Annotated in this window: 27 protein-coding genes and 1 riboswitch; of the genes, 8 read left to right on the forward strand and 19 right to left on the reverse strand. The window is 70.5% G+C overall.

Annotated elements, in window-relative coordinates; genetic code table 11:
- Positions 1 to 3: 3 nt before the first annotated feature.
- The gene (locus tag AB0N14_RS24415) at positions 4 to 213 is read right to left on the reverse strand and encodes a hypothetical protein (RefSeq protein ID WP_366027829.1); all 210 of its coding nucleotides are present in this window, start codon (positions 211 to 213) and stop codon (positions 4 to 6) included.
- Between the two features lie 408 nt (positions 214 to 621).
- On the opposite strand from AB0N14_RS24415, the gene AB0N14_RS24420 reads away from it, so the two are divergent.
- Positions 622 to 1776, forward strand: coding sequence for a serine hydrolase domain-containing protein (locus tag AB0N14_RS24420; protein WP_366027878.1), 1155 nt, complete (start codon positions 622 to 624; stop codon positions 1774 to 1776).
- Between the two features lie 147 nt (positions 1777 to 1923).
- Here AB0N14_RS24420 and AB0N14_RS24425 read toward each other — a convergent pair whose 3' ends face one another.
- Positions 1924 to 3363, reverse strand: coding sequence for a gamma-aminobutyraldehyde dehydrogenase (locus tag AB0N14_RS24425; protein ID WP_366027830.1), 1440 nt, complete (start codon positions 3361 to 3363; stop codon positions 1924 to 1926).
- A 180-nt stretch (positions 3364 to 3543) separates the two neighbouring features.
- Between AB0N14_RS24425 and AB0N14_RS24430 the strand changes: the two genes are divergently transcribed.
- The 6 genes from AB0N14_RS24430 (at position 3544) to AB0N14_RS24455 (ending at position 8986) form a co-directional block, all read left to right on the forward strand.
- Positions 3544 to 4044: an Lrp/AsnC family transcriptional regulator gene (locus tag AB0N14_RS24430; RefSeq protein WP_366027831.1), complete on the forward strand. Its 501-nt coding sequence runs from the start codon at positions 3544 to 3546 to the stop codon at positions 4042 to 4044.
- A gap of 2 nt (positions 4045 to 4046) precedes the next feature.
- Positions 4047 to 5411 (forward strand): aspartate aminotransferase family protein, encoded by a 1365-nt coding sequence (locus tag AB0N14_RS24435; protein WP_366027832.1) that lies wholly within the window; start codon positions 4047 to 4049, stop codon positions 5409 to 5411.
- A 218-nt stretch (positions 5412 to 5629) separates the two neighbouring features.
- Positions 5630 to 6367, forward strand: coding sequence for an ATP-binding cassette domain-containing protein (locus tag AB0N14_RS24440; RefSeq protein WP_366027833.1), 738 nt, complete (start codon positions 5630 to 5632; stop codon positions 6365 to 6367).
- Positions 6349 to 7563 carry a hypothetical protein gene (locus AB0N14_RS24445; protein WP_366027834.1) on the forward strand — a complete coding sequence of 405 codons (1215 nt, stop codon included), beginning with the start codon at positions 6349 to 6351 and terminating at the stop codon, positions 7561 to 7563. The genes AB0N14_RS24440 and AB0N14_RS24445 overlap by 19 nt, the downstream gene beginning before the upstream one ends.
- A gap of 102 nt (positions 7564 to 7665) precedes the next feature.
- Positions 7666 to 8073 (forward strand): VOC family protein, encoded by a 408-nt coding sequence (locus tag AB0N14_RS24450; protein ID WP_366027879.1) that lies wholly within the window; start codon positions 7666 to 7668, stop codon positions 8071 to 8073.
- Between the two features lie 226 nt (positions 8074 to 8299).
- A complete protein-coding gene (locus tag AB0N14_RS24455; RefSeq protein WP_366027835.1) occupies positions 8300 to 8986 on the forward strand; it encodes an LAETG motif-containing sortase-dependent surface protein in 687 nt (228 codons plus the stop codon).
- A 69-nt stretch (positions 8987 to 9055) separates the two neighbouring features.
- Here AB0N14_RS24455 and AB0N14_RS24460 read toward each other — a convergent pair whose 3' ends face one another.
- The 11 genes from AB0N14_RS24460 to rpsB all read right to left on the reverse strand — a co-directional run bounded on the left by AB0N14_RS24460 (position 9056) and on the right by rpsB (position 20304).
- Entirely contained in the window at positions 9056 to 9496 is a 441-nt protein-coding gene (locus tag AB0N14_RS24460) for a GNAT family N-acetyltransferase (RefSeq protein WP_366027836.1), read from the reverse strand.
- A gap of 10 nt (positions 9497 to 9506) precedes the next feature.
- The gene (locus tag AB0N14_RS24465) at positions 9507 to 10538 is read right to left on the reverse strand and encodes an ABC transporter ATP-binding protein (RefSeq protein ID WP_366027837.1); all 1032 of its coding nucleotides are present in this window, start codon (positions 10536 to 10538) and stop codon (positions 9507 to 9509) included.
- A gap of 2 nt (positions 10539 to 10540) precedes the next feature.
- A complete protein-coding gene (locus tag AB0N14_RS24470; protein ID WP_366027838.1) occupies positions 10541 to 12205 on the reverse strand; it encodes an iron ABC transporter permease in 1665 nt (554 codons plus the stop codon).
- Entirely contained in the window at positions 12181 to 13269 is a 1089-nt protein-coding gene (locus tag AB0N14_RS24475) for a thiamine ABC transporter substrate-binding protein (RefSeq protein WP_366027839.1), read from the reverse strand. The genes AB0N14_RS24470 and AB0N14_RS24475 overlap by 25 nt, the downstream gene beginning before the upstream one ends.
- Positions 13270 to 13348: 79 nt before the next feature.
- Positions 13349 to 13454, reverse strand: a riboswitch (TPP riboswitch).
- A 32-nt stretch (positions 13455 to 13486) separates the two neighbouring features.
- Positions 13487 to 14593, reverse strand: a complete 1107-nt coding sequence (rlmN, locus tag AB0N14_RS24480) for a 23S rRNA (adenine(2503)-C(2))-methyltransferase RlmN (RefSeq protein ID WP_366027840.1) — start codon at positions 14591 to 14593, stop codon at positions 13487 to 13489.
- Between the two features lie 99 nt (positions 14594 to 14692).
- Entirely contained in the window at positions 14693 to 15370 is a 678-nt protein-coding gene (locus tag AB0N14_RS24485; protein WP_366027841.1) for a YceI family protein, read from the reverse strand.
- 164 nt (positions 15371 to 15534) lie between these two features.
- A complete protein-coding gene (locus tag AB0N14_RS24490; protein ID WP_366027842.1) occupies positions 15535 to 16662 on the reverse strand; it encodes a phosphatidate cytidylyltransferase in 1128 nt (375 codons plus the stop codon).
- A complete protein-coding gene (gene frr / locus AB0N14_RS24495; RefSeq protein ID WP_044388432.1) occupies positions 16662 to 17219 on the reverse strand; it encodes a ribosome recycling factor in 558 nt (185 codons plus the stop codon). Before frr ends, AB0N14_RS24490 begins: the two co-directional genes overlap by 1 nt.
- Before the next feature lie 168 nt (positions 17220 to 17387).
- Entirely contained in the window at positions 17388 to 18146 is a 759-nt protein-coding gene (pyrH, locus tag AB0N14_RS24500; RefSeq protein ID WP_366027843.1) for a UMP kinase, read from the reverse strand.
- 191 nt (positions 18147 to 18337) lie between these two features.
- Entirely contained in the window at positions 18338 to 19174 is an 837-nt protein-coding gene (tsf, locus tag AB0N14_RS24505; protein ID WP_366027844.1) for a translation elongation factor Ts, read from the reverse strand.
- Positions 19175 to 19395: 221 nt separating this feature from the next.
- Positions 19396 to 20304, reverse strand: a complete 909-nt coding sequence (rpsB, locus tag AB0N14_RS24510) for a 30S ribosomal protein S2 (protein ID WP_366027845.1) — start codon at positions 20302 to 20304, stop codon at positions 19396 to 19398.
- Between the two features lie 358 nt (positions 20305 to 20662).
- Here rpsB and AB0N14_RS24515 point away from each other — a divergent pair, with 358 nt between their 5' ends.
- A complete protein-coding gene (locus AB0N14_RS24515) occupies positions 20663 to 21232 on the forward strand; it encodes a M23 family metallopeptidase (RefSeq protein ID WP_366027880.1) in 570 nt (189 codons plus the stop codon).
- Between the two features lie 59 nt (positions 21233 to 21291).
- On the opposite strand, the gene AB0N14_RS24520 is transcribed toward AB0N14_RS24515, so the two are convergent.
- The 6 genes from AB0N14_RS24520 to AB0N14_RS24545 form a co-directional block, all read right to left on the reverse strand.
- Positions 21292 to 21849 (reverse strand): helix-turn-helix domain-containing protein, encoded by a 558-nt coding sequence (locus AB0N14_RS24520; RefSeq protein WP_366027881.1) that lies wholly within the window; start codon positions 21847 to 21849, stop codon positions 21292 to 21294.
- Positions 21850 to 21947: 98 nt separating this feature from the next.
- The gene (gene whiG, locus AB0N14_RS24525) at positions 21948 to 22790 is read right to left on the reverse strand and encodes an RNA polymerase sigma factor WhiG (protein WP_366027846.1); all 843 of its coding nucleotides are present in this window, start codon (positions 22788 to 22790) and stop codon (positions 21948 to 21950) included.
- Between the two features lie 272 nt (positions 22791 to 23062).
- Positions 23063 to 24223, reverse strand: a complete 1161-nt coding sequence (dprA, locus tag AB0N14_RS24530) for a DNA-processing protein DprA (protein WP_366027847.1) — start codon at positions 24221 to 24223, stop codon at positions 23063 to 23065.
- On the reverse strand, positions 24220 to 25845 hold the full coding sequence (locus tag AB0N14_RS24535) for a YifB family Mg chelatase-like AAA ATPase (protein WP_366027848.1): 1626 nt from the start codon (positions 25843 to 25845) through the stop codon (positions 24220 to 24222). Before AB0N14_RS24535 ends, dprA begins: the two co-directional genes overlap by 4 nt.
- A gap of 1 nt (position 25846) precedes the next feature.
- Positions 25847 to 26248 carry a YraN family protein gene (locus AB0N14_RS24540; protein ID WP_366027849.1) on the reverse strand — a complete coding sequence of 134 codons (402 nt, stop codon included), beginning with the start codon at positions 26246 to 26248 and terminating at the stop codon, positions 25847 to 25849.
- A 91-nt stretch (positions 26249 to 26339) separates the two neighbouring features.
- Positions 26340 to 26648: a DUF2469 domain-containing protein gene (locus AB0N14_RS24545; RefSeq protein ID WP_003965949.1), complete on the reverse strand. Its 309-nt coding sequence runs from the start codon at positions 26646 to 26648 to the stop codon at positions 26340 to 26342.
- Positions 26649 to 26684 lie beyond the last annotated feature (36 nt).

Consider the following 26684-nt stretch of genomic DNA (forward strand, 5'->3'; position numbering starts at 1 on the left):
CGTCTACTGCACGACGTCGTCGACGTCGGCATGTCCGTTGAGCGCGCGGCCGACGATGTTGTAGACGAGCGGCAGCCAGCCCGCGACCAGCTCGTCCAGCGCGTGCCGGTCACAGGCCTGCGCCGCCGCGATGGTGGAACGCCACTGCCGGGTGTCCACGTGCGTCCTCTCCCTGGTCGTCGTACCGCCCTGTGGACGTACAGTCTCAGCCACGGCCGGGATCCACGGGGCGGGCGGTCCACGACGGTTCATGGCGGAACGCCGCATACCCATCGATACCGGGACGGATCACCGGCCGTGGCCGGCGGTCGGGGCGGGTGCGGTCGCCGTGCCCATGCCTCGCGCGGTTCGCTCCTGTGCGTCGGGATCTGGGGGCGCTGAGGCAGACGGAGGGGCGGGGGCCGGGATAACAGTTTTTCGGGCGCGACTCGGACCACACGCTCCCGTGACGGGGCCGGCGCCGTCCCCTAGGGGCGACGCTCCCGTGACGGGGCCGGCGCCGTCCCCTAGGGGCGACCCTCGGTGCCATGCCCGGGGCCGCGCCCTCCTTCGAGACGATCCCCCACCGCCGGAACGGTCCGCAGGATGATCACCGACATCGCCTCGATCAGGGAGCATCCCATGCAGTTACGCCCGACCGCCGTCGCCCTCGCCACCGCCCTGGCCCTGAGCCTGATCACCCTCCCCCTGGCGGGAGTCGCCTCCGCCCACTCCGCGGTCCCGTCGTCCGCGGCACGGATGACCCCGCCGTCCGCGACCGGGGGACCCGACACCGAGGCGCTGCGCGCCGCGATCGCCGGGCTGCCCGACCACGACGCCACCGCCGCGCTCATCCGCGTGGGCGGCCAGGGCAGTTGGCGCGGCGTCGCGGGGGTGCGCGATGTCCGGACGGGGGCGCCGGCGTTGGACAACGCCCGCTTCCGGGCCGGTTCGGTGACCAAGGTGGTGACCGCGGCGATCGTGCTGCAACTCGCCGCCGAGGGGCGGATCAGCCTGGACGGCACCGTGCAGCAGTATCTGCCGGGGCTGCTGACCAAGGGTTTCGAGCCCGTCACCGTACGGCAGTTGCTCAACTACACGAGCGGACTCCAGCCGGGAGCGTCCCTCGGGGAGACGGTCGAGGAGGGATACGCGCACCGCTTCGAGACGCTGACGCCACGTCAGGTCGTGGCGGCCTCGGTCGCCAAGGGCCCGGAGTTCGCGCCCGGCACGCAGCAGGACTACGCCAACATCCACTACACCGTGCTCGGCATGCTGATCGAGAAGATCACCGACGACTCGTACGCGCACCAGGCGGCCGTACGGATCTTCCGGCCGCTCGGCATGCGGGAAACCTCGTTCCCGAACGGGTCCGACGCGCGCGTCCACGGTCCGCACAACCGCGGATACGACTGGATCGACGGCAGGCTGGTCGACGTGACCGACTGGAACATGTCCGACCGGTGGGCGGCCGGCGACATGATCTCGACGACCGCCGACCTGGAACGGCTGCTGGTGGCGCTGTTCCGCGGACGGATCGTGCCGGAGCCGCAGCTGAAGGAGATGTTCACGCTCCCCGACGTGCCGGGGGCGCGGTACGGGGCGGCGCTGGAGCGGTTCGAGCTGAACGGCAGGGCGATCTGGGGCAAGACGGGCTCCCGCCCCGGCTACGCCACGGTGATCGCCGCCACCCGCGACCTGTCCCGGACCCTCGTCTACTCCGTCAACGCCACCGACGCGAAGGGCGACGGCGCGGCTGTCGCGCAGCGGTTCGGGTTCCCCGCGTTCAACCGCTGACGTTCGGCTCGGGCCGGAGTGTCGGGCGACGGACCGCCGCCCCTTGCGCGCACCACGGGCACGCCACGGCCCCGGGCGGAACGACTCCCGCCCGGGGCCGCGTTGCTCGCGCCGGCCCCCGGAGGGCTACGCGTCGAGCGACGTCGGTTACGCGTCGAGCGACGTCATCACGTGCTTGATCCGCGTGTAGTCGTCGAAGCCGTACGCCGACAGGTCCTTGCCGTAGCCGGACTTCTTGAAGCCGCCGTGCGGCATCTCCGCAACCAGCGGGATGTGCGTGTTGATCCACACGCAGCCGAAGTCGAGGGCCTTGGACATGCGCATCGCGCGCGCGTGGTCCCTGGTCCACACCGAGGAGGCGAGGGCGTAGTCGACGCCGTTCGCGTACTCGACGGCCTGCTCCTCGTCGGAGAACGACTGCACGGTGATGACCGGGCCGAAGACCTCGTTCTGGATGATCTCGTCGTCCTGCTTGAGGCCCGAGACGACGGTCGGGGCGTAGAAGTAGCCCTTCTCGCCGACCGGGTGACCGCCGGCCTCGACCTTGGCGTGGGCGGGCAGGCGCTCGATGAAGCCGGTGACCTGCTTGAGCTGGTTCGGGTTGTTCAGCGGGCCGTAGAGCACGTCCTCGCCGTCCGGCTGCCCCGTCTTCGTCTCGGAGGCGGCCTTGGCGAGCGCGGCCACGAACTCGTCGTGGATCGACTCGTGGACCAGGACACGGGTGGCGGCCGTGCAGTCCTGGCCGGCGTTGAAGAAGCCGGCGACCGAGATGTCCTCGACGGCCTTGGCGATGTCGGTGTCCTCGAAGACGACGACCGGCGCCTTGCCGCCCAGCTCCAGGTGGACCCGCTTGAGGTCCTTGGACGCGGATTCGGCGACCGACATGCCGGCGCGGACGGAGCCGGTGATGGAGGCCATCGCCGGGGTCGGGTGCTCCACCATCAGACGGCCGGTCTCGCGGTCGCCGCAGATGACGTTGAAGACGCCCTTGGGCAGGATCGAACCGATGATGTCGGCGATCAGGACCGTGGACGCCGGGGTGGTGTCCGACGGCTTCAGCACGACGGTGTTGCCCGCCGCGATCGCCGGGGCGAACTTCCACACGGCCATCATCATCGGGTAGTTCCACGGCGCGACCTGCGCACAGACGCCGACCGGCTCGCGGCGGATGATCGAGGTCATCCCCTCCATGTACTCGCCGGCCGAACGGCCCTCGAGCATCCGGGCCGCGCCCGCGAAGAAGCGGATCTGGTCGATCATCGGCGGGATCTCCTCCGACCGGGTCAGCCCGATCGGCTTGCCCGTGTTCTCGACCTCGGCCGCGATCAGTTCCTCGGCGCGTTCCTCGAACGCGTCAGCGATCTTCAGCAGGGCTTTCTGCCGCTCCGCGGGCGTGGTGTCGCGCCAGCCGGGGAAGGCCGCCGCGGCGGCCGCCATCGCGGCGTCGACGTCCGCCTGCCCGGACAGCGGGGCGGTCGCGTACGCCTCACCGGTCGCGGGGTTCACCACCTGAGTGGTCCGTCCGTCGGCGGCGTCACGGTATTCGCCGTCGATGTAGTTGCGCAGACGACGCAGCTCGGTGCTCACTGCGGGCCCTCCAAGTTCGGGTGTCCAATCGCTGAGACACCCACCCTAGTCCGTAGGCCGACGTTTTCAACACCCTTGATTGCGCCAGTACTGCGAAATCCGCAGACTGAGATCACGGAAACAACGAATTTCATCGAAACTGCCTTGCGGAACTGTTGATACGTCGGGCACAGTGAGGTCGTGGCCAGTCGAAGCGCAGACCAGAGGGACTCCCGCGAGTCCAAGAACGGCACACCCCAGCTGGACGCCGTCTCCCTCGCCATCGTCGAACAGCTCCAGGAGGACGGCCGCCGGCCGTACGCCGCGATCGGCAAGGCCGTCGGCCTGTCCGAGGCGGCGGTGCGCCAGCGCGTCCAGAAGCTGCTCGACCAGGGCGTGATGCAGATCGTCGCCGTCACGGACCCGCTCACCGTGGGCTTCCGCCGGCAGGCGATGGTCGGGGTGAACGTCGAGGGCGACGTGGAGTCCGCGGCCGACACGCTGGCCGCCATGGACGAGTGCGAGTACGTCGTGATGACCGCGGGTTCGTTCGACCTGATGGTGGAGATCGTCTGCGAGGACGACGACCACCTGCTGGAAGTCATCAACAAACGCATCCGGGCCGTCCCCGGAGTCCGCTCCACCGAGAGCTTCGTCTACCTCAAGCTGAAGAAGCAGACCTACATGTGGGGAACCCGATAGCCGTGAGTACCAAGGACCTCAGCAAGACCGCGTACGACCACCTGTGGATGCACTTCACCCGCATGTCCTCGTACGAGAACGCGCCCGTCCCCACCATCGTCCGGGGCGAGGGCACCTACATCTACGACGACAAGGGCAAGCGCTACCTCGACGGTCTCGCCGGTCTCTTCGTGGTCCAGGCGGGCCACGGACGCACGGAGCTGGCGGAGACGGCGTTCAAGCAGGCGCAGGAGCTGGCGTTCTTCCCGGTGTGGTCCTACGCCCACCCCAAGGCCGTCGAGCTCGCGGAGCGGCTCGCCGACCACGCCCCGGGCGACCTGAACAAGGTCTTCTTCACCACGGGCGGCGGCGAGGCGGTCGAGACCGCCTGGAAGCTCGCCAAGCAGTACTTCAAGCTGGTCGGCAAGCCCGCCAAGCACAAGGTCATATCCCGCGCGGTCGCCTACCACGGCACCCCGCAGGGCGCCCTGTCCATCACCGGCCTTCCGGGCCTGAAGGCCCCCTTCGAGCCCCTGGTCCCGGGCGCGCACAAGGTCCCCAACACGAACATCTACCGGGCCCCGATCTTCGGCGACGACCCGGAGGCCTTCGGCCGCTGGGCCGCCGACCAGATCGAGCAGCAGATCCTCTTCGAGGGCCCGGACACGGTCGCCGCGGTCTTCCTGGAGCCGGTGCAGAACGCCGGCGGCTGCTTCCCGCCGCCGCCCGGCTACTTCCAGCGGGTGCGCGAGATCTGCGACCAGTACGACGTGCTGCTGGTCTCGGACGAGGTCATCTGCGCCTTCGGCCGCCTCGGCACGATGTTCGCATGCGACAAGTTCGGCTACGTCCCGGACATGATCACCTGCGCCAAGGGCATGACCTCGGGCTACTCCCCGATCGGCGCGTGCATCGTCTCCGACCGCCTCGCCGAGCCCTTCTACAAGGGCGACAACACCTTCCTGCACGGCTACACCTTCGGCGGCCACCCGGTCTCCGCCGCGGTGGGCCTGGCCAACCTCGACCTGTTCGAACGCGAGGGCCTGAACCAGCACGTGCTGGACAACGAGGGCGCGTTCCGCGCGACGCTGGAGAAGCTGCACGACCTGCCGATCGTCGGCGACGTCCGCGGCAACGGCTTCTTCTACGGCATCGAGCTGGTCAAGGACAAGGCCACCAAGGAGTCCTTCGACGAGGAGGAGACCGAGCGCGTCCTGTACGGCTTCCTGTCCAAGGCGCTGTTCGACAACGGCCTGTACTGCCGCGCCGACGACCGCGGCGACCCGGTCGTCCAGCTCGCCCCGCCGCTGATCTCGAACCAGGAGACCTTCGACGAGATCGAGCAGATCCTGCGCGCCACCCTCACGGAGGCATGGACCAAGCTGTGACCGGTCGGTGCGGGATTCGTCCTCCCGGATGATCAGCAACGGCCCCGGGCCACCCGTTCGAGTGAGAAACGGGGGTCCGGGGCCGTTCGCTGTCCGGGCTCACGGGTGCCGCTTGCTTAGCGTGCGAGGTGACCGATCGCCCTTGCCATCGTTCGCCCGAACGGGTCCCCCGGACGGGGATCGGCACGGGAAAACGGATCAGAACCGAGGTGTACGCGATGGTGGCCCCGCCGGACAACGACGTGCTCTGGGCACGCGCCCTGCACTTCCAGCACAACGGCTCACCCGCGCTGCGCGGGGTCTCCCTGGGGGTGCGCGAGGGTGAGATCCTGGCCGTCACCGGCCCGCGCGGCAGCGGCAAGACGACCCTGCTGCAGTGTCTGGCGGGGCTGCTGCCCACCCAGGGGGGCGAGGTCTGGTTCAACAGCACGCCCGTGCACACCATGGGCCCGCTCACCCGCGAGAGGCTGCGGCGCGACCGGTTCGGCTGGATCGACCCGGTGCCGATGCTGGTCCCCGAGCTGAACGCCTGGGAGAACGCCGCGCTGCCGCTTCTGCTGCGCGGCACCAGCCGCCGCCGCGCCAAGACCGCCGCGCTGGAGTGGCTGGAACGCCTCGACGTCGGCGACAGCGCCCGCAAGCGCCCCCACGAGCTCACCCAGGCGCAGCGCCAGCGGATCGCCGTCGCCCGGGCGCTCGCCACCTGCCCGACCGTGCTCTTCGCGGACGAGCCCACCGCCTCCCTGCACCGCGCCGACGGCGCCCAGGTGCTGCGCACGCTCACCACGGCGGCCCGCTCGCACGGCATCACCGTCGTCATCGCCACACACCCGGCTCAGGCCGCGGGCCTCGCCGACCGGACGGTGTCGCTGCTGGACGGGCGGCGCGTGAACACCGTTCATCTGCCACCGGTGTCCGAGACGGAAGGCCGTCAGACGTGCTCGCTCTCCGCCTAGCCCGCGGGGCGCGCCCCCTGGTCCAGCTCCGCCGGCTCCTGGTCGTCGCGGCCTCGGCGGGCACGGGCTTCCTGCTGCTGTTCACGCTGGGGTACGCGCTGGGGCACCCGGAGGCGGCGGACGGTTCGACGCTGCGGCTGGCCTGGTGCCTCGCGCCGATCGCGGCCACCGTGTACCTCGCGGTCGCCGTCGCCCGCACGGACCCGGGCACCCGTCCACGGTCCGGTCTGGCGGCGATCGGCCTCGGCCCGGCCCGGCTGATGGCCCTTTCGGCGGCCACCACGGCCTTCGCGACCTCCCTCGGCTCGCTGCTGGCACTGTTGGGCTTCCTGCATCTGCGCGGCGACCCGACGGGGATGCCGTTCGACGGCGCGGCGGCGGGCCTCCTCGCCGCCGACCAGCCCCTGCCCGTCCCCGCCGCGCTCACGCTGCTGGCGCTGGTGCCGTTCACGGCGTCCGTGGCGACCGCGGTGGCGCTGCGCCCGCGGGGCGAACGGCCACCGCGCGGTGGCGCCGCCGACCCCGGCGCCGACGACGTCCCCGAAGTGCCGGCCGAGGATCCGGCACCGGAGCCTCCCACCGGCCTCCAGCCCGCCCCCGGCGGCCTGCCCTGGGGTGTGGCCGCGCTCGCCGCGGGGTTCGCCGTCGAGGCGCACGCGAGCCGGCCGGGCCCGGCGCCGAGTGCTCCGTTGCCCGGCGGGCTCACGGGCGGGCCCGTGGCGGTGCTCGCGGGCTGGGCGCTGACCGCGCTGGGGCTCGCGCTGGCCGGGCCCGTGCTGACGCATCTGTGCGGGTGGCTGCTGCAGGCGGTGCGCCCGGGTGCCGTGCGGCTGCTGGCCGGGCGCGGTCTGCAGGAGGAGGCACGGCGGATCGGCCGGCCGCTCGGGGTGGTGTGCGCGGTGGCGTCGGGCTTCTACGCCATGGCGGCGCTGTACGCCGACACGCGCCCGTCCCCGGGACCGTTGACGACGCTGGGCGCTGCGGTGGTGGGGGGCTGCGCGGTCGCGGCACTGGCGACGGCCGCGGTCGAGGCGAGGCAGGCGCGCACCGACACGGTCGCCGCGCTGGTGCGGCTCGGCGCCCCGGCCACCGTGCTGCGCACCGCGGCACTGCTGCGCGCGGGCGCTCTGGCGGTGGTGTTCACGCCGCTGACCTGGGTCGTCGCGGAGCTGGCGGCGATGCCGCTGACGGCCTGAGACCATCCCGGAAAGTTTTTTCGCGACCGGCGATGAGTTTCGCATCGGCGCGCGGTCCATCTCTGCGTACGGCTCATCAGCATGTTGAAAGAGAGGCAGCCCATGTACCAGCAGATGATCTTCGTGAACCTGCCCGTCGCCGACGTCGAGACGTCGAAGAAGTTCTTCACGGAGCTGGGCTACACGATCAACCCGCAGTTCACGACGGACGACTGCGCCTGCGTCGTGATCAGCGACACCATCATCGCGATGATGCTGAGCCACCAGCACTACGCCAACTTCACCAAGAAGGAGATCGCGGACGCCACCAGGACCAGCGAGGTGCTGCTGTGCCTGAGCGCCGAAAGCCGCGAGAAGGTCGACGAGTTGGTCGACCGGGCGGTCGCCGCGGGCGGCACGGTGTCCGACGAGGCGCAGGACTACGGCCACATGTACGGCCGTGCCTTCGACGACCCGGACGGCCACACCTGGGAGGTCATGTGGATGGACCCGGCGGCGGTGCAGGGCTGAGCACGCGCAGGTGAACGGGGGTGCCCCGGCGGGGAGTTGAGAACGGTTCTGCGGATTCCAAACGCATGGGCGGTTAATGAGCAGGCAAAGACGACCGTCATGCCGGACATCGGCGTTGACAGCACTTAGCTGCCGCTTATAAACCTGTGAGCCTCTCGGGAAAGTTGTGATTGCAGCGCAACTTCCCCTGAACCCCCCGCAATTGCGCATCCCGTGAAGGGCAATCGTGTCCATATCCTCCCGCACCGCTCGAACGGTGCGCATCCTCGGCGTCGCCTCGGCCTCCGCGGCGCTCGCACTCGGCGTCGCCGGCAACGCGCTCGCCTGCAACATTGGTGACTTCTCGGCCGTCGCGTCCTGCGACAGCGGGAAGGGCAGCATCACCGTCACCGACAAGGACGCCTCGCGCAAGGAGGCGACCGTCAGCGTCTACCTGGAAGAGAACGGCGCGGACGCGAAGAAGGTCGGTGAGAAGACGATCACCGGCTCCCAGGACGGGGCGATCGTCACGTTCTCCGAGAACTGGGCGGCGAACGCCAAGTACCGCGTCCACATCGACGTCGAGGGCATCCTCCACCAGGACCTCGACATCCTGACCACCCCGTCGAAGGCCTGCGCCACCTCGGAGACCACCCCGCCGGCCTCCGAGTCCACCCCGCCGGCCTCGGACACCCCGACCCCGTCGGCCACCCCGTCCTCGTCCGCCACGCCGTCGCAGGCGCAGAGCACGGCCCCCGCCGCGGCCGGGGACAACTCCCCCTCGCCGGCGGCGGGCAGCTCCAACCTCGCCGAGACAGGCGCCGGCTCCAACACGCCCGTGATCGCCGGTATCGCCGGCGGCCTGGTCGTCATCGGTGGCGGCGCGGTGTTCTTCGGCATGCGCCGCCGCGGCGGCGCGTCGAAGGGCAACTGACGCCTCCTCGCCCGTACGAATCGACGGCCCGCCCCTTTTGCCGGGGCGGGCCGTCGTGCGTGCCGCACATCAGGCCGGCTTCCGAACCATGAACACGTCCACCGGATCCTCGGTCTCCACTGTGAACCCGTGCCGCTCGTAGAGCCGTCGGGCGGGACTGCCCTGCAGCACGTTCAACCGGACGAGGACACCGCGGGAGTCACACCGCTCCAGCAGTTCGCGCAGCACGCCCGAACCGATACCGCTGCCCTGAAGATGCGGGGCCAGGTAGAAGTGCTCCAGCCAGTGGGCGTCCTCGGCCGGTCGCAGCGCCACGCAGCCGGCGAACGCACCGCCCACCTCGATCACCCATGTGTGGGCCGGGTCGAATCGGTCCCGCAGCCGCTGCCGCACCCGCTGCTCGTCGTACCGCCCGAGCCGTTCCAGATCAGCCCGCATCACCACGGCACGCAACTCGACCACTGCCTCGACGTCCGACATCGACGCCGGGCGCATATCCCAGTCCGCCATGATCGCCACCCTAGGTGGCGGACGCGCCGCCGAGCACCACGATTTCCGCTGCGTCGAACACGACCCCGACCTCGTCCCCGGGCCCCGGGGCCGACCGCAGCGGGCAGGCCGCCTCCAGTGCGGGGGCCTCCTCCGGTTGCAGGCGTACGGCGACGTGAGTACCGCGGAAGGTGCGGGCGGTCACGGTGCAGCGCAGGCCCTCGGTGGCCGCCGTCAACCGTACGCCCGCCGGGCGGACCAGCAGTGTGCCGGCCCCCTGCGGGGAGCCTTCCGGGACCGGGAGCTTGCCCCACGGGGTGTCCGCGGCCTCGCCGGCGACGGTCGCCTCCACCACGTTGTCGAATCCGAGGAAGCGCGCCACGAACTCGTTCGCGGGCCGCTGCCACACCTCGAGCGGCGTACCGGACTGGGCGATCCGCCCGTCGCGCATCACCACGACCCGGTCGGCGAGAGCGAAGGCCTCGCCCTGGTCGTGGGTGACGGCGAGCACGGTCGTACCCAAGCGGCCGAACAGGTCGCGCAGTTCGACGACGAGCCGCTCGCGCAGGGACCGGTCGAGCTGGCCCAGCGGCTCGTCCAGCATCAGCAGCCGTGGCCGGGGCGCGAGGGCGCGGGCGAGCGCGACGCGCTGCTGTTCGCCGCCGGAGAGTTCCGACACCGCCCTGCGCGCGGCCCCCGGAAGTCCGACCAGGTCGAGCAACTCCGTTACGCGTTCCTCCCGTTCGGCGCGCGCGGTTTTGCGCATACGCAGCCCGAAGGCGACGTTCCCGCCGACGTCCCGCTGCGGGAACAGCTGATGGTCCTGGAACATCAGGCCCACCCCGCGCCGGTGCGCGGGCACCCCGTCCAGGTCACGGCTGTCGAGGAACAGCCGCCCCTCATCGAGGGGTTGCAGCCCGGCCACCGTCCGCAGCAGCGTCGACTTGCCGCTGCCGCTCGGCCCGAGCACGCACACGATCTCCTGCTCGGCGACCTCGAGGTCCACTCGGTCGAGCGCGGTCCGCCGGTCGAAGCGTACGGTCGCGCCTTGCAGCGTGAGCATCGTCAGAACTCCCCCGTCCGATCGGTCCGCAACCTCTCCAGGACGCCCAGCGCCACCGCGCACACCACCATCAGAATCGTCGACAGGGCCATCGCCTGCCCGTAGTTGAGGTCGCCGGGCCGCGCGAGCAGCCGCGCCACGGCCACCGGCAGCGTCGGGTTGTCGGGCCGCGCGATGAACACGGTCGCCCCGAACTCGCCCAGCGACACGGCGAACGCGAACCCGGCGGCGATCAGCAGCGCCCGCCGCACGATCGGCAGATCGACCTCGCGCCACACCCGCCACGGCGACGCCCCGAGCACGGCGGCCGCCTCCCGCAGCCGTTCGTCCACGGCCCGCAGCACCGGCAGCATGGTGCGGACGACGAAGGGGGCGCCCACCAGGGCCTGCGCGAGCGGCACCAGGATCCAGGAGCCGCGCAGGTCCAGCGGCGGTTTGTCGAGCGCGATGAGGAAGCCGAAGCCGACGGTCACCGCGGACACGCCGAGCGGCAGCATCAGCAGCGCGTCGAAGCCCCGTACGAGCCGGCCGGCGTCCCTGCGGGCGAGGGCCGCGGCGGCGAGCGAGCCGATCAGTACCGCGATGAGGGTGGCCACGACGGCGTACTGGAGGGAGTTCACCATGGCGTCGACGGGCGGGACGAGGAAGGTGCTGTCGTCGGTGCGGGTCAGCGCCTTGTAGTAGGCGAACCCGGGCGCGTCGAGGGAGCGCTGGACGAGGACGGCGAGCGGCAGGACGAGCAGGAGGGCGACGGTCGCGAGGACCGCGCCGAGCAGCGCCCACTGTGCGGCCCCGCGCGGCCTGCGCGCCGTGCGCGACGGGTCGACCAGTTTCAGCGCGCTCTCCCGGCGGCGCACCGTCCAGGCGTGCACCCCGAGGATCGCGCCCACCGCGACGAACTGGACGATCGTCAGCACTGCGGCGGTGGACAGGTCGAAGATCTCCGAGGTCTGCCGGTAGATCTCCACCTCGAGGGTGGAGAAGGTGGGGCCGCCGAGGATCTGCACCACGCCGAAGGAGGTGAAGGTGAACAGGAACACCATCAGCGCGGCGGCGGCCACCGCCGGTGCGAGCGCGGGCAGCGTCACCATCCGCCAGGCCGTGAGCCGACAGGCGCCGAGCACGCGCGCGGCCTCCTCCTGGCGGGGGTCGAGTTGCGCCCAAAGGCCGCCGACCGTGCGGACGACGACGGCGTAGTTGAAGAAGACGTGGGCGAGCAGGATGGCCCACACGGTGGTGTCGAGCCGTATGCCCCACAGGTCGTCGAAGAGTCCACCGCGACCCACCAGCGCCAGGAAGGCGGTGCCGACGACGACCGTGGGCAGCACGAACGGGACGGTGACGACGGCGCGCAGCACCTGCCTGCCCGGGAAGTCGTAACGCGCGAAGACATACGCGCCGGGCAGCGCGATCAGCAGGGTAAGAGCGGTGGAGGCGAGCGCCTGCCAGGTGGTGAACCACAGCACGTGCCGCATGTCCGGCTCGGCGAGCACGTCCACGACCCGCCCGAGCCGCCAGGCCCCGTCCGCCTTCACACCGCGCGCGACGATCGCCGCGACGGGGTAGGCGAAGAAGACCGCGAAGAACGCGACGGGCAGGGCCATCAGCCCGAGCCGCGCCGCGTTCCCCCGCCTGTGGGGGGTCACTTCAGTACGAGCGACGTCCACGACTTGACCCACTGGTCACGGTTGGCGGCGATCTTCGTGGGGGCCATGGTCTCGGGGTCCTTGGCCGCGGGCCCGTACTCGGTGAACTCCGTGGGCACCTTCGCTCCCTCGACCACCGGGTAGACGAACATGTTGAGCGGCATGTCCTCCTGGAACCTCCTGCTGATCAGGAAGTCGAGGAACGCCTTGCCGCCCTTGGTGTTGTGCGCGTTGCTCAGCAGACCGGCGAACTCGATCTGGCGGAAGCAGGTGCCGGTGGCGACACCGGTCGGCGCGGTCTTGGGCCGGGGGTCGGCGTAGACGACCTCGGCGGGCGGCGAGGAGGCGTAGGAGACGACGAGCGGCCGGTCCCCCTTGGCCTTCTTCCCGCCGGCGGAGCCGGAGAACTCCTCGTTGTAGGCCTGCTCCCAGCCGTCTACCACCTTCACGCCGTTGGCCTTGAGCTTCTTCCAGTAGTCCGGCCAGCCGCCGTCGCCGTACTTCGCGGCGGTGCCGAGCAGGAAGCCGAGGCCGGGTGAGGACGTGGAGGCGTTCTCGGTGACGAGGAGGTTCTTGTACTCGGGCTTGACGAGGTCGTCGAAGGACGCCGGCGGGGTCAGCTTGTGGTCGGCGAAGTACTTCTTGTCGTAGTTGACACAGATGTCGCCGTAGTCGATGGGCGTGACCCGGTGCTTGTCCGCGTCCAGCTGGTACTGGGTGCCGACCTGGTCGAGGCCCTTGGCCTCGTACGGCTGGAACAGGCCGTTGTCCAGCGCCCTGGACAGCAGTGTGTTGTCGACGCCGAAGAAGACGTCGCCCTGCGGGTTGTCCTTGGTGAGGATCGCCTTGTTGACGGCCTGGCCCGCGTCGCCGTCCTTGAGGACCTTGACGGTGTAGCCGGACTCCTTCTCGAACGCCGCGATGACGCTCTTGGAGGCGGCCCACGAGTCATGGCTGACGAGGGTCACGGTCTTGGAGTCGCCGCCGCCGTTCCCACTTCCAAAACCGGACGATCCGCACGCGGACAGCGTGACCATGCCCAGCCCGACGGCCACGGCCGCCCACTGCTTACCGGTGATGCTCAACTGGATTCCTCCTGGGGGTGACCAGGAAGAGACGCGGCCCCGCCCCGGACCTCGGAGGGTCCCGGGCAGGGCACAACAGCTCGAGTGAAGACCGAACTCCCTACCCAGAATGACCTGGGCGAGGTTCAGAGGGTCTGCGGTCGCTACCGCACTCTCAGCGCTGTGGCGCTCCCCTGTCGGAATATGAAGATGTACGTACTGACTGACGGCCCTCAGACTACCGCTCGGTGGCGGCGAGCTGACCGCACGCCCCGTCGATCTCCTGACCACGGGTGTCCCGGATCGTCACCGGCACACTGTGGGCGGCGATCGCCTCGACGAACGCCTTCTCGTCCTCGGGGCGGGAGGCGGTCCACTTGGAGCCGGGCGTCGGGTTCAGCGGGATCAGGTTGACGTGCACGGGCTTGCCCTTGAGCAGCCGGCCCAGCAGATCGCCGCGCCACGCCTGGTCGTTGATGTCCCGGATGAGGGCGTACTCGATGGACAGCCGGCGTCCGGACTTCTCGACGTAGTCGAACCCGGCGTCGAGGACCTCGCGCACCTTCCACCGCGTGTTGACGGGAACGAGGGTGTCGCGCAGCTCGTCGTCCGGGGCGTGCAGGGAGATGGCGAGACGGCACTTGAAGCCCTCGTCGGCGAACCGGTGGATGGCCGGCACCAGTCCGACGGTGGAGACGGTGATGCCGCGCTGCGAGAGGCCGAGCCCGTCCGGCGCGGGGTCGGTGAGGGCGCGGACGGCGCCGACGACCCGCTTGTAGTTCGCGAGGGGCTCGCCCATGCCCATGAAGACGATGTTGGACAGCCGCGCCGGGCCGCCGGGGATCTCGCCGTCGCGCAGCGCCCGCATGCCGTCCACGATCTGGTGCACGATCTCGGCGGTCGACAGGTTGCGGTCCAGGCCCGCCTGGCCGGTGGCGCAGAACGGGCAGTTCATGCCACAACCCGCCTGCGAGCTGATGCACATGGTGACCCGGTCCGGATAGCGCATGAGCACGGACTCGACGAGCGTGCCGTCGAACAGCCGCCACAGCGTCTTACGGGTGGTGCCCTGGTCCGTCGCCAGATGCCGGACGACCGTCATCAGCTCCGGGAGCAGCGCCTCCTGGAGCTTGCCACGGGAGGGCGCGGGGATGTCGGTCCACTGCTCCGGGTCGTGCGCGAACCGCGCGAAGTAGTGCTGCGAGAGCTGCTTGGCGCGGAACGGCTTCTCACCGATCGCGGCGACCGCCTCCTTGCGCTCGGCGGGCGAGAGATCGGCGAGATGCCGCGGCGGCGTCTTGGCTCCGCGCGGCGCGACGAAAGTGAGTTCTCCGGGCTTGGGCATGGTCCTCCCAGTGTCTCAGATCCACTGGTGTGGCCCGCGACCGAAGATTCGCGAGGCCGCGAAGGCCGGTTCGGTCTCCTGCGCGGCTCGCGTGCTCCGTCAGGCGGTGGCGGTGGCGCGGATGGCCGCGATGTCGAACTGGAGGCGGACCTTCTCGCTCACCATGGCGCCGCCCTCGGCCAGCCTGGCGTTGTAGGTCAGGCCCCAGTCGGAACGGTTGATCGTGGTGGTGCCGTCGAAGCCGACGCGCTCGTAACCGAACGGGTCCGTCACATGGCCGATGTAGGTGAGTTCCAGGTCGACGGGACGGGTGGTGTCCTTGATGGTGAGGTCACCGGTCATGCGGTAGACGTCCTTGTCCGCGAGGTGCACAGCGGTACTGGTGAAGATCATCCGCGGGTAGGTCGCGGAGTCCAGGAAGTCGCGGCCGACCAGGTGCGCGTCGCGTTGCTCGACACCGGTGTCGACGCTGGCGGTGAACAGCGCGATGTCGGCACGGGAGCGGGCCGGGTCGCGGCCGTCGAAGTAGAGGCGGCTGTCGTACTGCGTGAAGGCGCCGCGCACCGTCGTCACCATGGCGTGTCGCACGGAGAACCCGATCCTGCTGTGCGCGGGGTCGATCATCCACTCGCCGGTGAGGGCCTGCAGGGCGGGATCAGGCAGAACGCCGACACCGGGATGCGCCGGGGCGGCGGGGCTCAGCGGGGCACCGGGGGCCACGGGTGCGGCGGGAACCGCCGCGCGTCGGAGTGGAGAGCTGCGGCCGAAAAGGTTCATGACGCATGTAGTTATGTCAGGGAGACCGGCGCCCGCAAGGCCTGTCAGGAAACCCGACCCTTCATCGGCAGACCTTCACAGGTGGGCGCATCTGCTGGGTGTCGACGCGACAGAGGGGTCCACCGCCCTGTGGACGACGAGCCCCTCTGCCCGGACAGCGCAGGTCAGGCCGACCCCACGAAGATCACCATCAGCAGCCACACCACCGGCGCCGTCGGCAGCAAGGAGTCGAGGCGGTCCATGATGCCCCCGTGGCCCGGCAGCAGTGTGCCCATGTCCTTGATGCCCAGGTCTCGTTTGATCATGGACTCGCCGAGGTCGCCGAGGGTGGCGCTGGCCGCGACCGCGAGCCCCAGCAGCAGACCCTGCCACCAGGCACCGCCGTCGATCAGGAACTGCATGCACAGGGCGCCCGCGCCCATCGCGAAGGTGACCGCACCTATGAGACCCTCGCGGGTCTTGCCGGGACTGATGCGCGGGGCCAGCTTGTGCCGGCCGAAGCGCCAGCCGATCGCATACGCGCCCGTGTCGCTCACGACCGTCAGGAGCAGGAAGGTCAGCACGCGCTGCGGGCCGTCGTCGGCCGTGAGCATCATGGCGACGAACGTGGCCAGGAACGGCACGTAGAAGGCCGCGAAGACGCCTGCCGTGACGTCCCGGAGGTAGCCGTCCGGCGGTTCCGTCATGCGCCACACCAGGGCCGCGAGCGCGGTCAGCGCCATCGCCACCCACGCTCCCTCGGCGCCCCGCACATACCCGGCGACGACCATCGCCGCGCCGCCGACCGCGAGCGGCACCAGTGGCGCCTTGATGCTCTTGCGTTCCTCCAGCCGCTTCGTCAGCTCCCACAGGCCCACCACGACGGCGACCGCTATGACACCGACGAACACGGCCTTGACGATGAACAACGACGCGACGATCACGACGCCGAGCCCGACGCCGACCCCTATGGCCGCGCCCAGGTCACGGCCCGCACTCTTCTTCTGCGGTGCGGGTGCCGGCTGTGGGGCGTCGGGCATGGGCTCCGTATTCTGCGGCGCCGCCCACGGGGACGGCACCTGCGGCGTCTCGTCGCGGAACAAGGGGCCGCGTCGACGGGCGGCGACCCCCCGGTCGTCATCCTGGTCTCCGCCGGGCGCGGGTACCTCGGGCACGATGGGCATGGGGCGAGTCTGCTGGGCGTCATGCGCATCGTACGCGGGACCCGGCGGGCCGACGCCCTGGCCAGGCCCCTGCTCGGTGGGCCCCCAGTACCCGGCCTGTGGCGGCGCCCCCCAGGAAGAGTCGTTCATCAGACCTCGAGGAGCTCCGCTTCCTTGTGCTTGAGCAGCTCGTCCACCTGCGCGACGTACTTCGCGGTGGTGTCGTCGAGCTCCTTCTCCGCACGGCGGCCCTCGTCCTCGCCGACCTCGCCGTCCTTGACGAGCTTGTCGATGGCGTCCTTCGCCTTGCGGCGCACGGAGCGGATCGAGACCTTGGCGTCCTCGCCCTTGCCCTTGGCGACCTTGATGTACTCACGACGCCGCTCCTCGGTGAGCTCGGGGAACACCACACGGATGATGTTGCCGTCATTGCTCGGGTTGACGCCCAGGTCGGAGTCGCGGATCGCCTGCTCGATGTTGCGCAGCGCGCTCTTGTCGAACGGCGTCACCACGGCCATACGCGGTTCCGGCACCGAGAACGAGGCCAGCTGGTTGATCGGCGTCGGTGCGCCGTAGTAGTCGGCCACGATCTTGTTGAACATCGCCGGGTGCGCACGACCGGTGCGGATCGCGGCGAAGTCCTCCTTGGCGACCACGACGGCCTTCTCCATCTTCTCCTCGGCCTCGAGGAGGGTCTCTTCGATCACCACTTGCTCCTGCGTGTCTTGAGTAGGCCCGGCAACGGTCCTCATCGGTCTGCGGCCGGCTGCGTCGCGTCTTCTTCCTGCACGGTTCCCGACCGGCAGGACATTGTCCATCCCCCGGTCAGGGTCCCTCGCCCGGACGGGGTTAACCCCCGACGGGTCTGCCTCCGGTCACTCCCGGCCGCCTTGGTCACCCACGAGTGTGCCGATCTTCTCACCCTTGACGGCCCGGGCGATATTGCCCTCCGCCAGCAGCTCGAAGACGAGGATGGGCAGCTTGTTGTCCCGGCACAGCGTGATCGCGGTCATGTCGGCGACCTTCAGGTCGCGTGTGATGACCTCGCCGTAGCTGAGCGAGTCGAACTTGACGGCCTCGGGGTTGGTCTTCGGGTCGGAGTCGTAGACCCCGTCCACACCGTTCTTACCCATCAGCAGCGCCTCGGCGTCGATCTCGAGGGCTCGCTGGGCGGCGGTCGTGTCGGTGGAGAAGTACGGCATGCCCATACCGGCGCCGAAGATGACCACGCGGCCCTTCTCCAGGTGGCGCACGGCGCGCAGCGGGATGTACGGCTCGGCGACCTGGCCCATGGTGATGGCGGTCTGCACGCGCGAGTCGATGCCCTCCTTCTCCAGGAAGTCCTGGAGGGCGAGGCAGTTCATGACCGTGCCCAGCATGCCCATGTAGTCGGAGCGGGCCCGGTCCATGCCGCGCTGCTGGAGTTCCGCGCCGCGGAAGAAGTTGCCGCCGCCGATGACGACGGCGATCTGGGATCCGTCGCGCACCACGGCCGCGATCTCCCGGGCGATGGCGTGCACCACGTCCGGGTCGACGCCCAGTCCGGTGCCGCCGGAGAACGCCTCTCCGGACAGCTTCAGCAGGAACCGGCCGCGAACTTTGCCGTCGTCGCTCTTCTCGGCCTTGGTGCTCATGGAGATCTCCTCGTGGTGCACATACGAAGAAGGCCATTGCCGGTGGGGCGTGTTTCGCATCCCATGCGCGGCAATGGCCTCCTCGTCAGATCTGCTGTCGTCCGCCACACGCGTGTGCGGGTCGGCCTACGCGAGCGCGCAGACGACTGCTTTCGACCCTACCGGGGTCGCGCGTCGATCGCGGTCCGGACTCAGATGCCGACCTTGATGCGCGTGAAGCGCTTCAGGGTGACACCGGCCTCTTCCAGGACCTTCTGGACGGACTTCTTGTTGTCCAGCGCGTAGGGCTGGCCGAGCAGCGTGGCGTCCTTGAAGAAGCCGTTGAGGCGACCCTCGACGATCTTCGGCAGGGCGGCCTCGGGCTTGCCCTCGGCGCGGGTGGTCTCCTCGGCGATGCGGCGCTCGGACTCGACGACCTCGGCCGGGACGTCCTCCTTGGAGAGGTACTTCGGCGCGAAGGCGGCGATGTGCTGGGCGACGCCCTTGGCGACCTCGGCGTTCGGCTTGTCGAGCTCGACGAGCACACCGATCTGGAACGGCAGGTCGGGCATCGTGCGGTGCATGTACGCCGTCACGTAGCCGTCGGCGAACTGCGCGAAGCGGTCGAGGACGATCTTCTCGCCGAGGTTGGCGTTGGCCTCGTCGACGAACGCCTGCACGGTCTTGCCGGGCTCGATCTCGGAGGCGAGCAGGCCCTCGAGGTCGGCCGGGGAGGTCTTGGCGACGTGCTCGGCGATCGCCTGGGCGACGGCCTGGAACTTCTCGCCCTTGGCGACGAAGTCGGTCTCGCACTTCAGCTCGACGAGGACACCGGAGGAGTTGTCGTCGGCGATGATGGAGACCACGGCGCCGTTCTCGGCGGAGCGGCCCTCGCGCTTGGCGACGCCCTTCTGGCCCTTGATGCGGAGCGCCTCGACGGCCTTGTCGACGTTGCCCTCGGCCTCGTCCAGCGCCTTCTTGCAGTCCATCATGCCGGCGCCGGTGAGCTCACGGAGCTTCTTGACGTCGGCGGCGGTGTAGTTCGCCATGATTCTGTGAATCTCTTCTCGGAGTTCGAAGTCTCGAAGCGGCGGCCGCCGACCCGGGGGGCGAGCGGCCGCCGAAGATCTACGGGCTACGGAGATCTGCTGCCGGTGAAGATCCACCGATGCGGATCCGTCGGCCTGAAGCAGATCTAAAGGCTGCGGATGAACGGCGGATGGCGCTCACGGCGCCGCCCGCCCTCACATCAGCCGAACGGCCCTGAAGGTCAGGCCTGCTCGCCCTCGGCGGCCGGAGCCTCGGCGGCCGGAGCCTCGGCGACCGGAGCCTCGGCGACCGGAGCCTCGGCGACCGGAGCCTCGGCCGGCTTCTCGGCCTCGGCAGCGGGGGCCTCCTCGGCCTTCTTCTCGCCCTCGAGCAGGTCACGCTCCCACTCGGCGAGCGGCTCGCCGGCGGCCTTCTCGCCCTTGCCCTCGGCGGCCACGCCGGAACGGGCGATGAGGCCCTCGGCGACCGCGTCGGCGATCACACGGGTGAGCAGGGTGACGGAGCGGATCGCGTCGTCGTTGCCCGGGATCTTGTAGTCGACCTCGTCGGGGTCGCAGTTGGTGTCGAGGATGGCGACGACCGGGATGTTGAGCTTCCGGGCCTCACCGACCGCGATGTGCTCCTTCTTGGTGTCCACGATCCAGACGGCGCTCGGCACCTTCTGCATCTCGCGGATACCGCCGAGGGTCTTCTCCAGCTTGGCCTTCTCGCGGGAGAGGACCAGAAGCTCCTTCTTGGTCAGACCAGAGGACGCGACGTCCTCGAAGTCGATCTGCTCGAGCTCCTTCAGGCGCTGCAGACGCTTGTAGACGGTCGAGAAGTTGGTGAGCATGCCGCCCAGCCAGCGCTGGTTGACGTACGGCATGCCGACGCGGGTGGCCTGCTCGGCGATGGCCTCCTGCGCCTGCTTCTTCGTGCCGACGAACATGACCGTGCCGCCGTGGGCGACGGTCTCCTTGACGAACTCGTAGGCGCGGTCGATGTACGACAGCGACTGGAGCAGGTCGATGATGTAGATGCCGTTGCGCTCGGTGAAGATGAAGCGCTTCATCTTCGGGTTCCAGCGACGGGTCTGGTGACCGAAGTGGACGCCGCTCTCCAGCAGCTCCCGCATCGTGACGACGGCCATGGCCGTTCTCCTTGTGTTTTCTCGGTTGTCCCTGACGCCCGCGTGCGCCGTGCCGCGAAGGACCGAGGAGGCGCTGACACCGGCCCGTGAGGGGCCGTTGTCGGGGCGTGCGAAGTCGACCCGGTGACCCGGATCGCCACAAGAAGTGTACGGGACCGCCGGGGCGGCGGGTGACGCCGCTGTCCACAACCGGGCACTTGTCCACAGGTTCCGGCAGGCCCGGCCCGTCGTCCGGCACGGTACTCCCATGCGAACGAAACGATGTGTGCGGACATGGCCGACGGCACTGCTGCTGGTCATGGCGGGGGTCCCGGCCTCGGCGGCGTGGGCGGGCGGCTGGCCGTCGGCGGCGGTGCCGATGCCGGCCCGCGGGCCGTCGACAGCGGTGCCTGCGGCGGCCCGGGGGCCTTCGCCAGGGGCGCCTGCGCCGGACCCTGGCGCCACGGTGCCGGCCATGGGCCGCCTGTGGCCGGTGGGTGTGCGCCCCACGGTGGTACGGGGCTGGGAACCCCCGGCGACTCCGTACGGCCCGGGCCACCGCGGCGTGGACCTGGCGGCAGCCGCGGGCGATCCGGTACGGGCGGTCGCCGCCGGGCGGGTGACGTTCGCGGGCCGGGTGGCGGGACGGGGCGTGGTCTCGGTCGACCTGACGGGCACCGGCGACCCACCGCTGCGCACGACGTACGAACCGGTGCGCGCGTCGGTACGGGAAGGGGACGAGGTGCACCCGGGCGATGTACTGGGCGTACTGGAACCACCGACGGCCCACTGCCCGGGCCCCTGCCTGCACTGGGGTCTGCGCCGAGGGGACACGTACCTGGACCCGCTGTCGCTCCTGCCGCCGTGGCTGCTGCGTGCGGGGCCGTCTCGACTGCTGGCTGTAGAGGGGGTGCCTGTGCCGGAATCGGTGACTGTGTCGGTGCCGTGAGTGGGGGCTTGGGTGGTGGGGTGGGCGGGGGGGAGGGGGGAGGGCCCCCGGGAGTGGATTCAGCCCCGGACGCCGCGCAGCACCATCGCCACCGCCACCTCCGTGATCGACGCCGGATCCTCCGCCGCGCCCAGTTCGATCCGCCGTACCGCCGCGTCGACCACGCCTTGGAGCAGCATCGCGGCCAGTCGGGGTTCGCGGTGGCCCATGTCGCGCAGGGCTTCGACGATCATCGCGACGAGCCCGCCGTGCGCCGCCCTGATCTTCTCGCGGGCCCCGGCGTCGAGTTCGCTGGCCGAGATGGCCACCACGGCCCGGTGCCGCCGGTCCCCCACGAGGGCGAGCTGCCGTCGTACGTACGCTTCGATCTTGGCCTCGGGGCCTTCCGCCGACGCCATCGCGGCCTCGACCTCCGCCGCCCACACGGGGAAGTCGACCGCGCAGAGTTCCTCGACGACGGCCGCGCGGGAGCGGAAGTACTCGTAGACGGAGGAGCGGGCAAGGCCCGTGCGCTCGGCGAGGGCCGGGAAGGTCAATGCCTCCGTGCCTCCCTCGGACAGCAGGGACCGTGCCGCGTCCAGCAGGGCGGCTCGCTGCATCGACCGGTGCTCGGCCACAGAGGCCGCTCGAATCCTTGGCACGTCCCCCACTGTACGGACGGACCGCCGGCGACGGCAGTCACTCGGGCCACACGCGCCGGTGACGGGATTGCGCCTCAGCGGCCGAAGGCCGCCAGCTTGGCCCTCAGCTGCAGGACCGACTTCGTGTGGATCTGGCTCACCCGGCTCTCGGTCACGCCGAGCACGTTGCCGATCTCGGCGAGCGTGAGCCCCTCGTAGTAGTAGAGCGTGACCACGGTCTTCTCCCGCTCGGGCAGCGTGTTGATGGCTCGTGCCAGGAACCTCCGCAGCTCCCGGTCCTCGGCCACCTCGACCGGGTTGTCGGCGGCGGTGTCCTCCAGCGTGTCCATGAAGCTCAGCCCGTCGCCGTCCTCACCGCCCACGTGCAGCAGTTCCTCCAGGGCCACCACGTTCGCGAGTGACAACTGGCTGAAGACGGCATGGAGCTCCTCCACGCCGATGCCCATCTCCGCGGCCACCTCCGCCTCGGTCGGGGTCCGCCTCAGGCGCGCCTCCAGGGTCGCGTACGCCCGCTCCACACTGCGTGCCTTCTGCCGTACCGATCGTGGGATCCAGTCCAGCGCCCGCAGTTCGTCGATCATGGCGCCCCGGATGCGGGTGATCGCGTACGTCTCGAACTTGATCTCCCGGTCGATGTCGAACTTCTCGATCGCGTCGATCAGCCCGAAGACCCCCGATGACACGAAGTCGGCCTGGTCCACGTTGGCCGGCAGGCCGACGCTCACCCGGCCGGCCACGTACTTCACCAACGGTGAGTAGTGCAGGATCAGCTGCTCCCGCAACCGCTCGTCCCCCGTCTCCTTGTACGACCGCCACAACTCGTCGAGCGTCGAGGGAGCGGGCGGGCGCACGCTGCCGCCGTCACGGGCGGCTGGGGGAAGCGCCGCCCGGTCGGACCCGGAGGTGTGCTGGGGCATTCGTCGCCTTGTGCCGTTCTGCCGTGAACTGGTGATGCCTGGGTGAGCTGTCGGTCTGGTGTCGAGATGGCCTGTCTGAGTCGGAACCTCGTGAGCGTAGCGTGACTGTGGTGTCGCAGTGCGCGAAGGGCAACGGATCACCCGTGCGCGAACGGGCCGTGTGGGGCGGTTGCCGCGGGTGCCGTGGTAGCCGTCTGTGATCGCCGGAAAGGGTCAACTGCGGGAAACGCCAAGGCTGTCGGGGGTCGCCCGGACGGCCGACACACGCTCGGTCAGCACCAGAGCTGATCTTGTCGACCGGCTGTGATGGCCTGGCGTGTCAACTTCCAGCCATCGCCGTGTCGTTCGACGAATCCAAGTGATCGGAGTTCGTACAGTCTCCCGACCGCGTCGTCCTGGGTCGTCTGCGCGCTGCGGGCGATCTCGGCCGCGGATGCGGTGCCGCGTGCGGGCAGGGCGGCCAGGATCCGTCGGGCGGCGGGTTGCAGCAGGTCGCGGGGCAGGACGGGGCCGCGTCGGTCCGGGGCCAGTTCGCCCATGTCGCCGACCAGTTCCACGACGTCCGCTGCGTCGGTGACGAGTACGGCTTCGCCGCGCAGCAGTTCGTGCACACCGGCCGAGAGTCCGCTGGTGACGGGTCCGGGGACGCCCATGACGAAGCGGCCGAGCCGTCCGGCGGCACGCGCGGTGGCCAGGGAGCCGCTGCGGTGGGCGGCCTCGACGACGACGGTGCCGCGGGTGAGTGCGGCGATGACCCTGTTGCGGACGATGAACCGGCTCGGTGTCGGATGTTCCCCGGGCGGCAGCTCCCCCACGACCAGTCCCTGTTCCGCGATCCTGCCGATCAGCCGGCTGTGCCCGCGCGGGTAGGGCCGGTCGACGCCGCAGGCGAGGACGGCGACGGTGGCACCGCCGGCTCCGAGGGCGCCCCGGTGGGCGGCGCCGTCGACGCCGTAGGCGCCCCCCGACACGACGACCCAGCCGCGTTCGGCGAGGTCGGCGGCGAGCGTGGCCGCGATGTGTGCGCCGTACTCGGTGCAGGCCCGTGCGCCGACGAGCGCGACGGACTTCAGGGCCCACATCCGCAGGCTGGGGCGCCCTCGCATCCACAGCCCGATAGGGCGGGCGTCTCCGAGGTCGTCGAGCTGGGCCGGCCACTCGGCCGTCCCGGGGCACACGAACCTCACGCCGGCATCTCGGGCGGCGGCCCAGTCGCGCTCGGGCTCGGCTCGTGCGGCGCGCGCGAGCAGTCCTGCCCACCGTTTGTCCGTCACCCCCGGCAGCCGCTTGCCGCCTTCGCCCAGCCGTCGGGCCAGCTCTTCGGGGCCGCGTTCCCGCAGCCAGCGGCCGGCCACCTCGTCCCCGGGCTCGATGACCCGGGTGAGGAAGATCCGGGCGAGGGATGCGGCGTCGAGGGTGCCGTCCTCGCTCATGCCGAGGCTCCGATCGTCATCGGCACGCCCCGCGGAACGCCAGTGCGCAGTTGCAGTGCCAGGGCGACGTCCGTGGCGTTGGGCCGGTCGTGGCCCACGAGGTCGGCGACCGTCCAGGCCACGCGCAGCACGCGGTCGAGTCCCCGGGCGGTGAGCACGCCCCGTTCCAGGTTGCGCTCGGCCTCGTCCATGGCGCCGGGCGCCGCGCGCCAGCGGCTGCGCAGTTCGCGTCCCGGCACTTCGCTGTTGGTCCGCCAGGGGGTGTCCGCGAGGCGTGCCGCCGCTCGCTGCCTAGCGGCGCGGACTCGGTCGGCGACGGTCGCGGTGGTCTCGCCGCGGGCGCCGCGGTCGGTGAGTTCGGCCCGGGTGACGGGGTCGACCTCGACGCGCAGGTCGACCCGGTCGAGGAGGGGGCCGGAGAGTCGGGCCTGGTAGCGGCGGATCGCCGAGGGCGGGCATTCGCAGTGGGTGTCGCGCTGGGAGAAGCGTCCGCAGGGGCAGGGGTTGGCGGCGAGCACCATGAGGAACTTCGCGGGGAACCGCACGACACCGGCGCTGCGGGCGATCACGACGTGCCCGGACTCCAGGGGCTGTCGCAGGGCGTCCAGGGCGTGGCTGCTGAACTCGGGGGTTTCGTCCAGGAAGAGGACCCCTCGGTGGGCGAGTGACACGGCGCCGGGCCGGGCGGTGCCGGGGCCGCCCCCGACGAGGGCCTGCATGGTGGCCGAGTGGTGCGGGGCACAGTAGGGGGCGATGTCGATCAGGGGTTTGCCGGGTGGGAGCAGGCCGGCCACCGAGTGCACCGCGGTGACTTCCAGCGATTCCTGCCTGCCGAGTCTGGGCAGGACGGCGGGCAGCCGTTCGGCGAGCATGGTCTTGCCGACTCCGGGCGGCCCTTCGAGGAAGAGGTGGTGGCCGCCGGCCGCGGCCACCTCGACCGCGGTGCGCGCCGAGTTCTGGCCCACGACGTCGGCGAGGTCGTGGCCGGTGTCGTGCTGTGCGGCGCCCACGCTGTGCGTCCCGGTGGCGGCTCCGGTGCCTGGCACGCGCAGGCCGGCGAGGAGGGGATCGGGACGGCCCTGCACGTCCGGCTCCTCGTCGGGTACGGGCTCGTCGGCGAGGACGGCGATCAGTTGCCGCAGGCTGCGGACGCCGAGTACGGACACGCCGGGTACCAGTGTGGCCTCGGCGGCGGCGCATTCCGGCACGACCACCTGTTCGTAGCCCGCGTCCGCGGCGGCCAGGACCGCGGGCAGGATGCCGCGGACCGGCCGGACCCGTCCGTCCAGGCCGAGTTCGCCGATCATGACGATGTCGGCGAGCACCCTGGGGTCGATGCGTTCGGCGGCGCCGAGTACCGCGCAGGCGACGGCGAGGTCGAAGCCGCTGCCGGCCTTGGGCACGGAGGCGGGGCTGAGTCCGACGGTGAGCTTCTTCTGGGGCCATTCGCCGCCCGAGTTGACCACGGCGGCCCGGACCCGGTCCCGGCTCTCCGTGAGGCTCTTGTCGGGCAGGCCCACGAGGGTGAATGCCGCGACGCCTGGTTCGAGGTCGGCCTGGACCTCGACGACCACGCCTTCGACGCCGACCAGTGCCACGGAGCATGTGCGCGCGAAGCCCATGTCAGGCCACCCCCCGCGCGTGCTGGACGGCGGGTGCTCCGCGCTGCGGGAGCAGGACGCCGATCAGGTCGATGCGGACGCCTCCCGGTGGGGCGCCGCCGTGGGCCTGGATCCAGCGTTCGGCGAGGTTGCGCAGCCGCTGGGCCTTCTGGGGGGTCACGGCGGCCATCGGGTGCTCGAAGGTGCCGCCCCTGCGGGTCTTCACCTCGCAGACGACCAGGACGTCGCCGTCCCTGGCCACGATGTCGATCTCGCCGCTTCTGCCGTCGCGCCAGTTGCGCTCCAGGATGCTCATCCCGGCGGCCGTGAGGCGCCGGGCGGCCACGTTTTCTCCGTACCTGCCGAGCGCGTTGCGTGCCTGGTGTGTGTTCATGTCGGCACCACCTCCGGCGCCAACCGTCACGCATCGGGCTCCACCTTATGGATCTTGGTGGACTACTCGGCGGTTGTGGAAAACTCCGTCACCCACACGGGTGTGGTCACGGGCGCGGTGCTCAGCCGCCCGGCAGCTCCAGGTCGCTCTTGTTCAGCTCCTCGATGTTCACGTCCTTGAATGTAAGAACTCGTACCTGCTTCACGAAACGGGCGGGGCGGTACATGTCCCACACCCAGGCGTCCGCCATGGACACCTCGAAGAACACCTCGCCCTGGACCGAGTGCACCTGCATCTCGTAGTCGTTGGTGAGGTAGAAGCGCCGTTCGGTCTCGATCACGTATTTGAACAGACCGACGACATCGCGGTACTCCCGGTAGAGCTTGAGCTCCATCTCGGTCTCGTACTTCTCGAGGTCCTCGGCGCTCATGGCATGTTCCCCTTCAGCCGTGCGATCCCCCCATTG

Origin of the sequence: Streptomyces sp. NPDC051104, from assembly GCF_040682835.1 — a bacterium.
Taxonomy (GTDB): domain Bacteria; phylum Actinomycetota; class Actinomycetes; order Streptomycetales; family Streptomycetaceae; genus Streptomyces; species Streptomyces cynarae.

Bases quoted from the DNA above. Each gene is read 5' to 3' on its own strand.
- AB0N14_RS24420 (WP_366027878.1), top strand. From the start codon at position 622: ATGCAGTTACGCCCGACCGCCGTCGCCCTCGCCACCGCCCTGGCCCTG.
- AB0N14_RS24440 (WP_366027833.1), top strand. From the start codon at position 5,630: ATGGTGGCCCCGCCGGACAACGACGTGCTCTGGGCACGCGCCCTGCAC.
- AB0N14_RS24450 (WP_366027879.1), top strand. From the start codon at position 7,666: ATGTACCAGCAGATGATCTTCGTGAACCTGCCCGTCGCCGACGTCGAG.
- AB0N14_RS24460 (WP_366027836.1), bottom strand. From the start codon at position 9,496: ATGGCGGACTGGGATATGCGCCCGGCGTCGATGTCGGACGTCGAGGCA.
- AB0N14_RS24465 (WP_366027837.1), bottom strand. From the start codon at position 10,538: ATGCTCACGCTGCAAGGCGCGACCGTACGCTTCGACCGGCGGACCGCG.
- rlmN (WP_366027840.1), bottom strand. From the start codon at position 14,593: ATGCCCAAGCCCGGAGAACTCACTTTCGTCGCGCCGCGCGGAGCCAAG.
- AB0N14_RS24485 (WP_366027841.1), bottom strand. From the start codon at position 15,370: ATGAACCTTTTCGGCCGCAGCTCTCCACTCCGACGCGCGGCGGTTCCC.
- AB0N14_RS24490 (WP_366027842.1), bottom strand. From the start codon at position 16,662: ATGAACGACTCTTCCTGGGGGGCGCCGCCACAGGCCGGGTACTGGGGG.
- pyrH (WP_366027843.1), bottom strand. From the start codon at position 18,146: ATGAGCACCAAGGCCGAGAAGAGCGACGACGGCAAAGTTCGCGGCCGG.
- tsf (WP_366027844.1), bottom strand. From the start codon at position 19,174: ATGGCGAACTACACCGCCGCCGACGTCAAGAAGCTCCGTGAGCTCACC.
- rpsB (WP_366027845.1), bottom strand. From the start codon at position 20,304: ATGGCCGTCGTCACGATGCGGGAGCTGCTGGAGAGCGGCGTCCACTTC.
- AB0N14_RS24515 (WP_366027880.1), top strand. From the start codon at position 20,663: ATGCCGGCCCGCGGGCCGTCGACAGCGGTGCCTGCGGCGGCCCGGGGG.
- whiG (WP_366027846.1), bottom strand. From the start codon at position 22,790: ATGCCCCAGCACACCTCCGGGTCCGACCGGGCGGCGCTTCCCCCAGCC.
- dprA (WP_366027847.1), bottom strand. From the start codon at position 24,223: ATGAGCGAGGACGGCACCCTCGACGCCGCATCCCTCGCCCGGATCTTC.
- AB0N14_RS24535 (WP_366027848.1), bottom strand. From the start codon at position 25,845: ATGGGCTTCGCGCGCACATGCTCCGTGGCACTGGTCGGCGTCGAAGGC.
- AB0N14_RS24545 (WP_003965949.1), bottom strand. From the start codon at position 26,648: ATGAGCGCCGAGGACCTCGAGAAGTACGAGACCGAGATGGAGCTCAAG.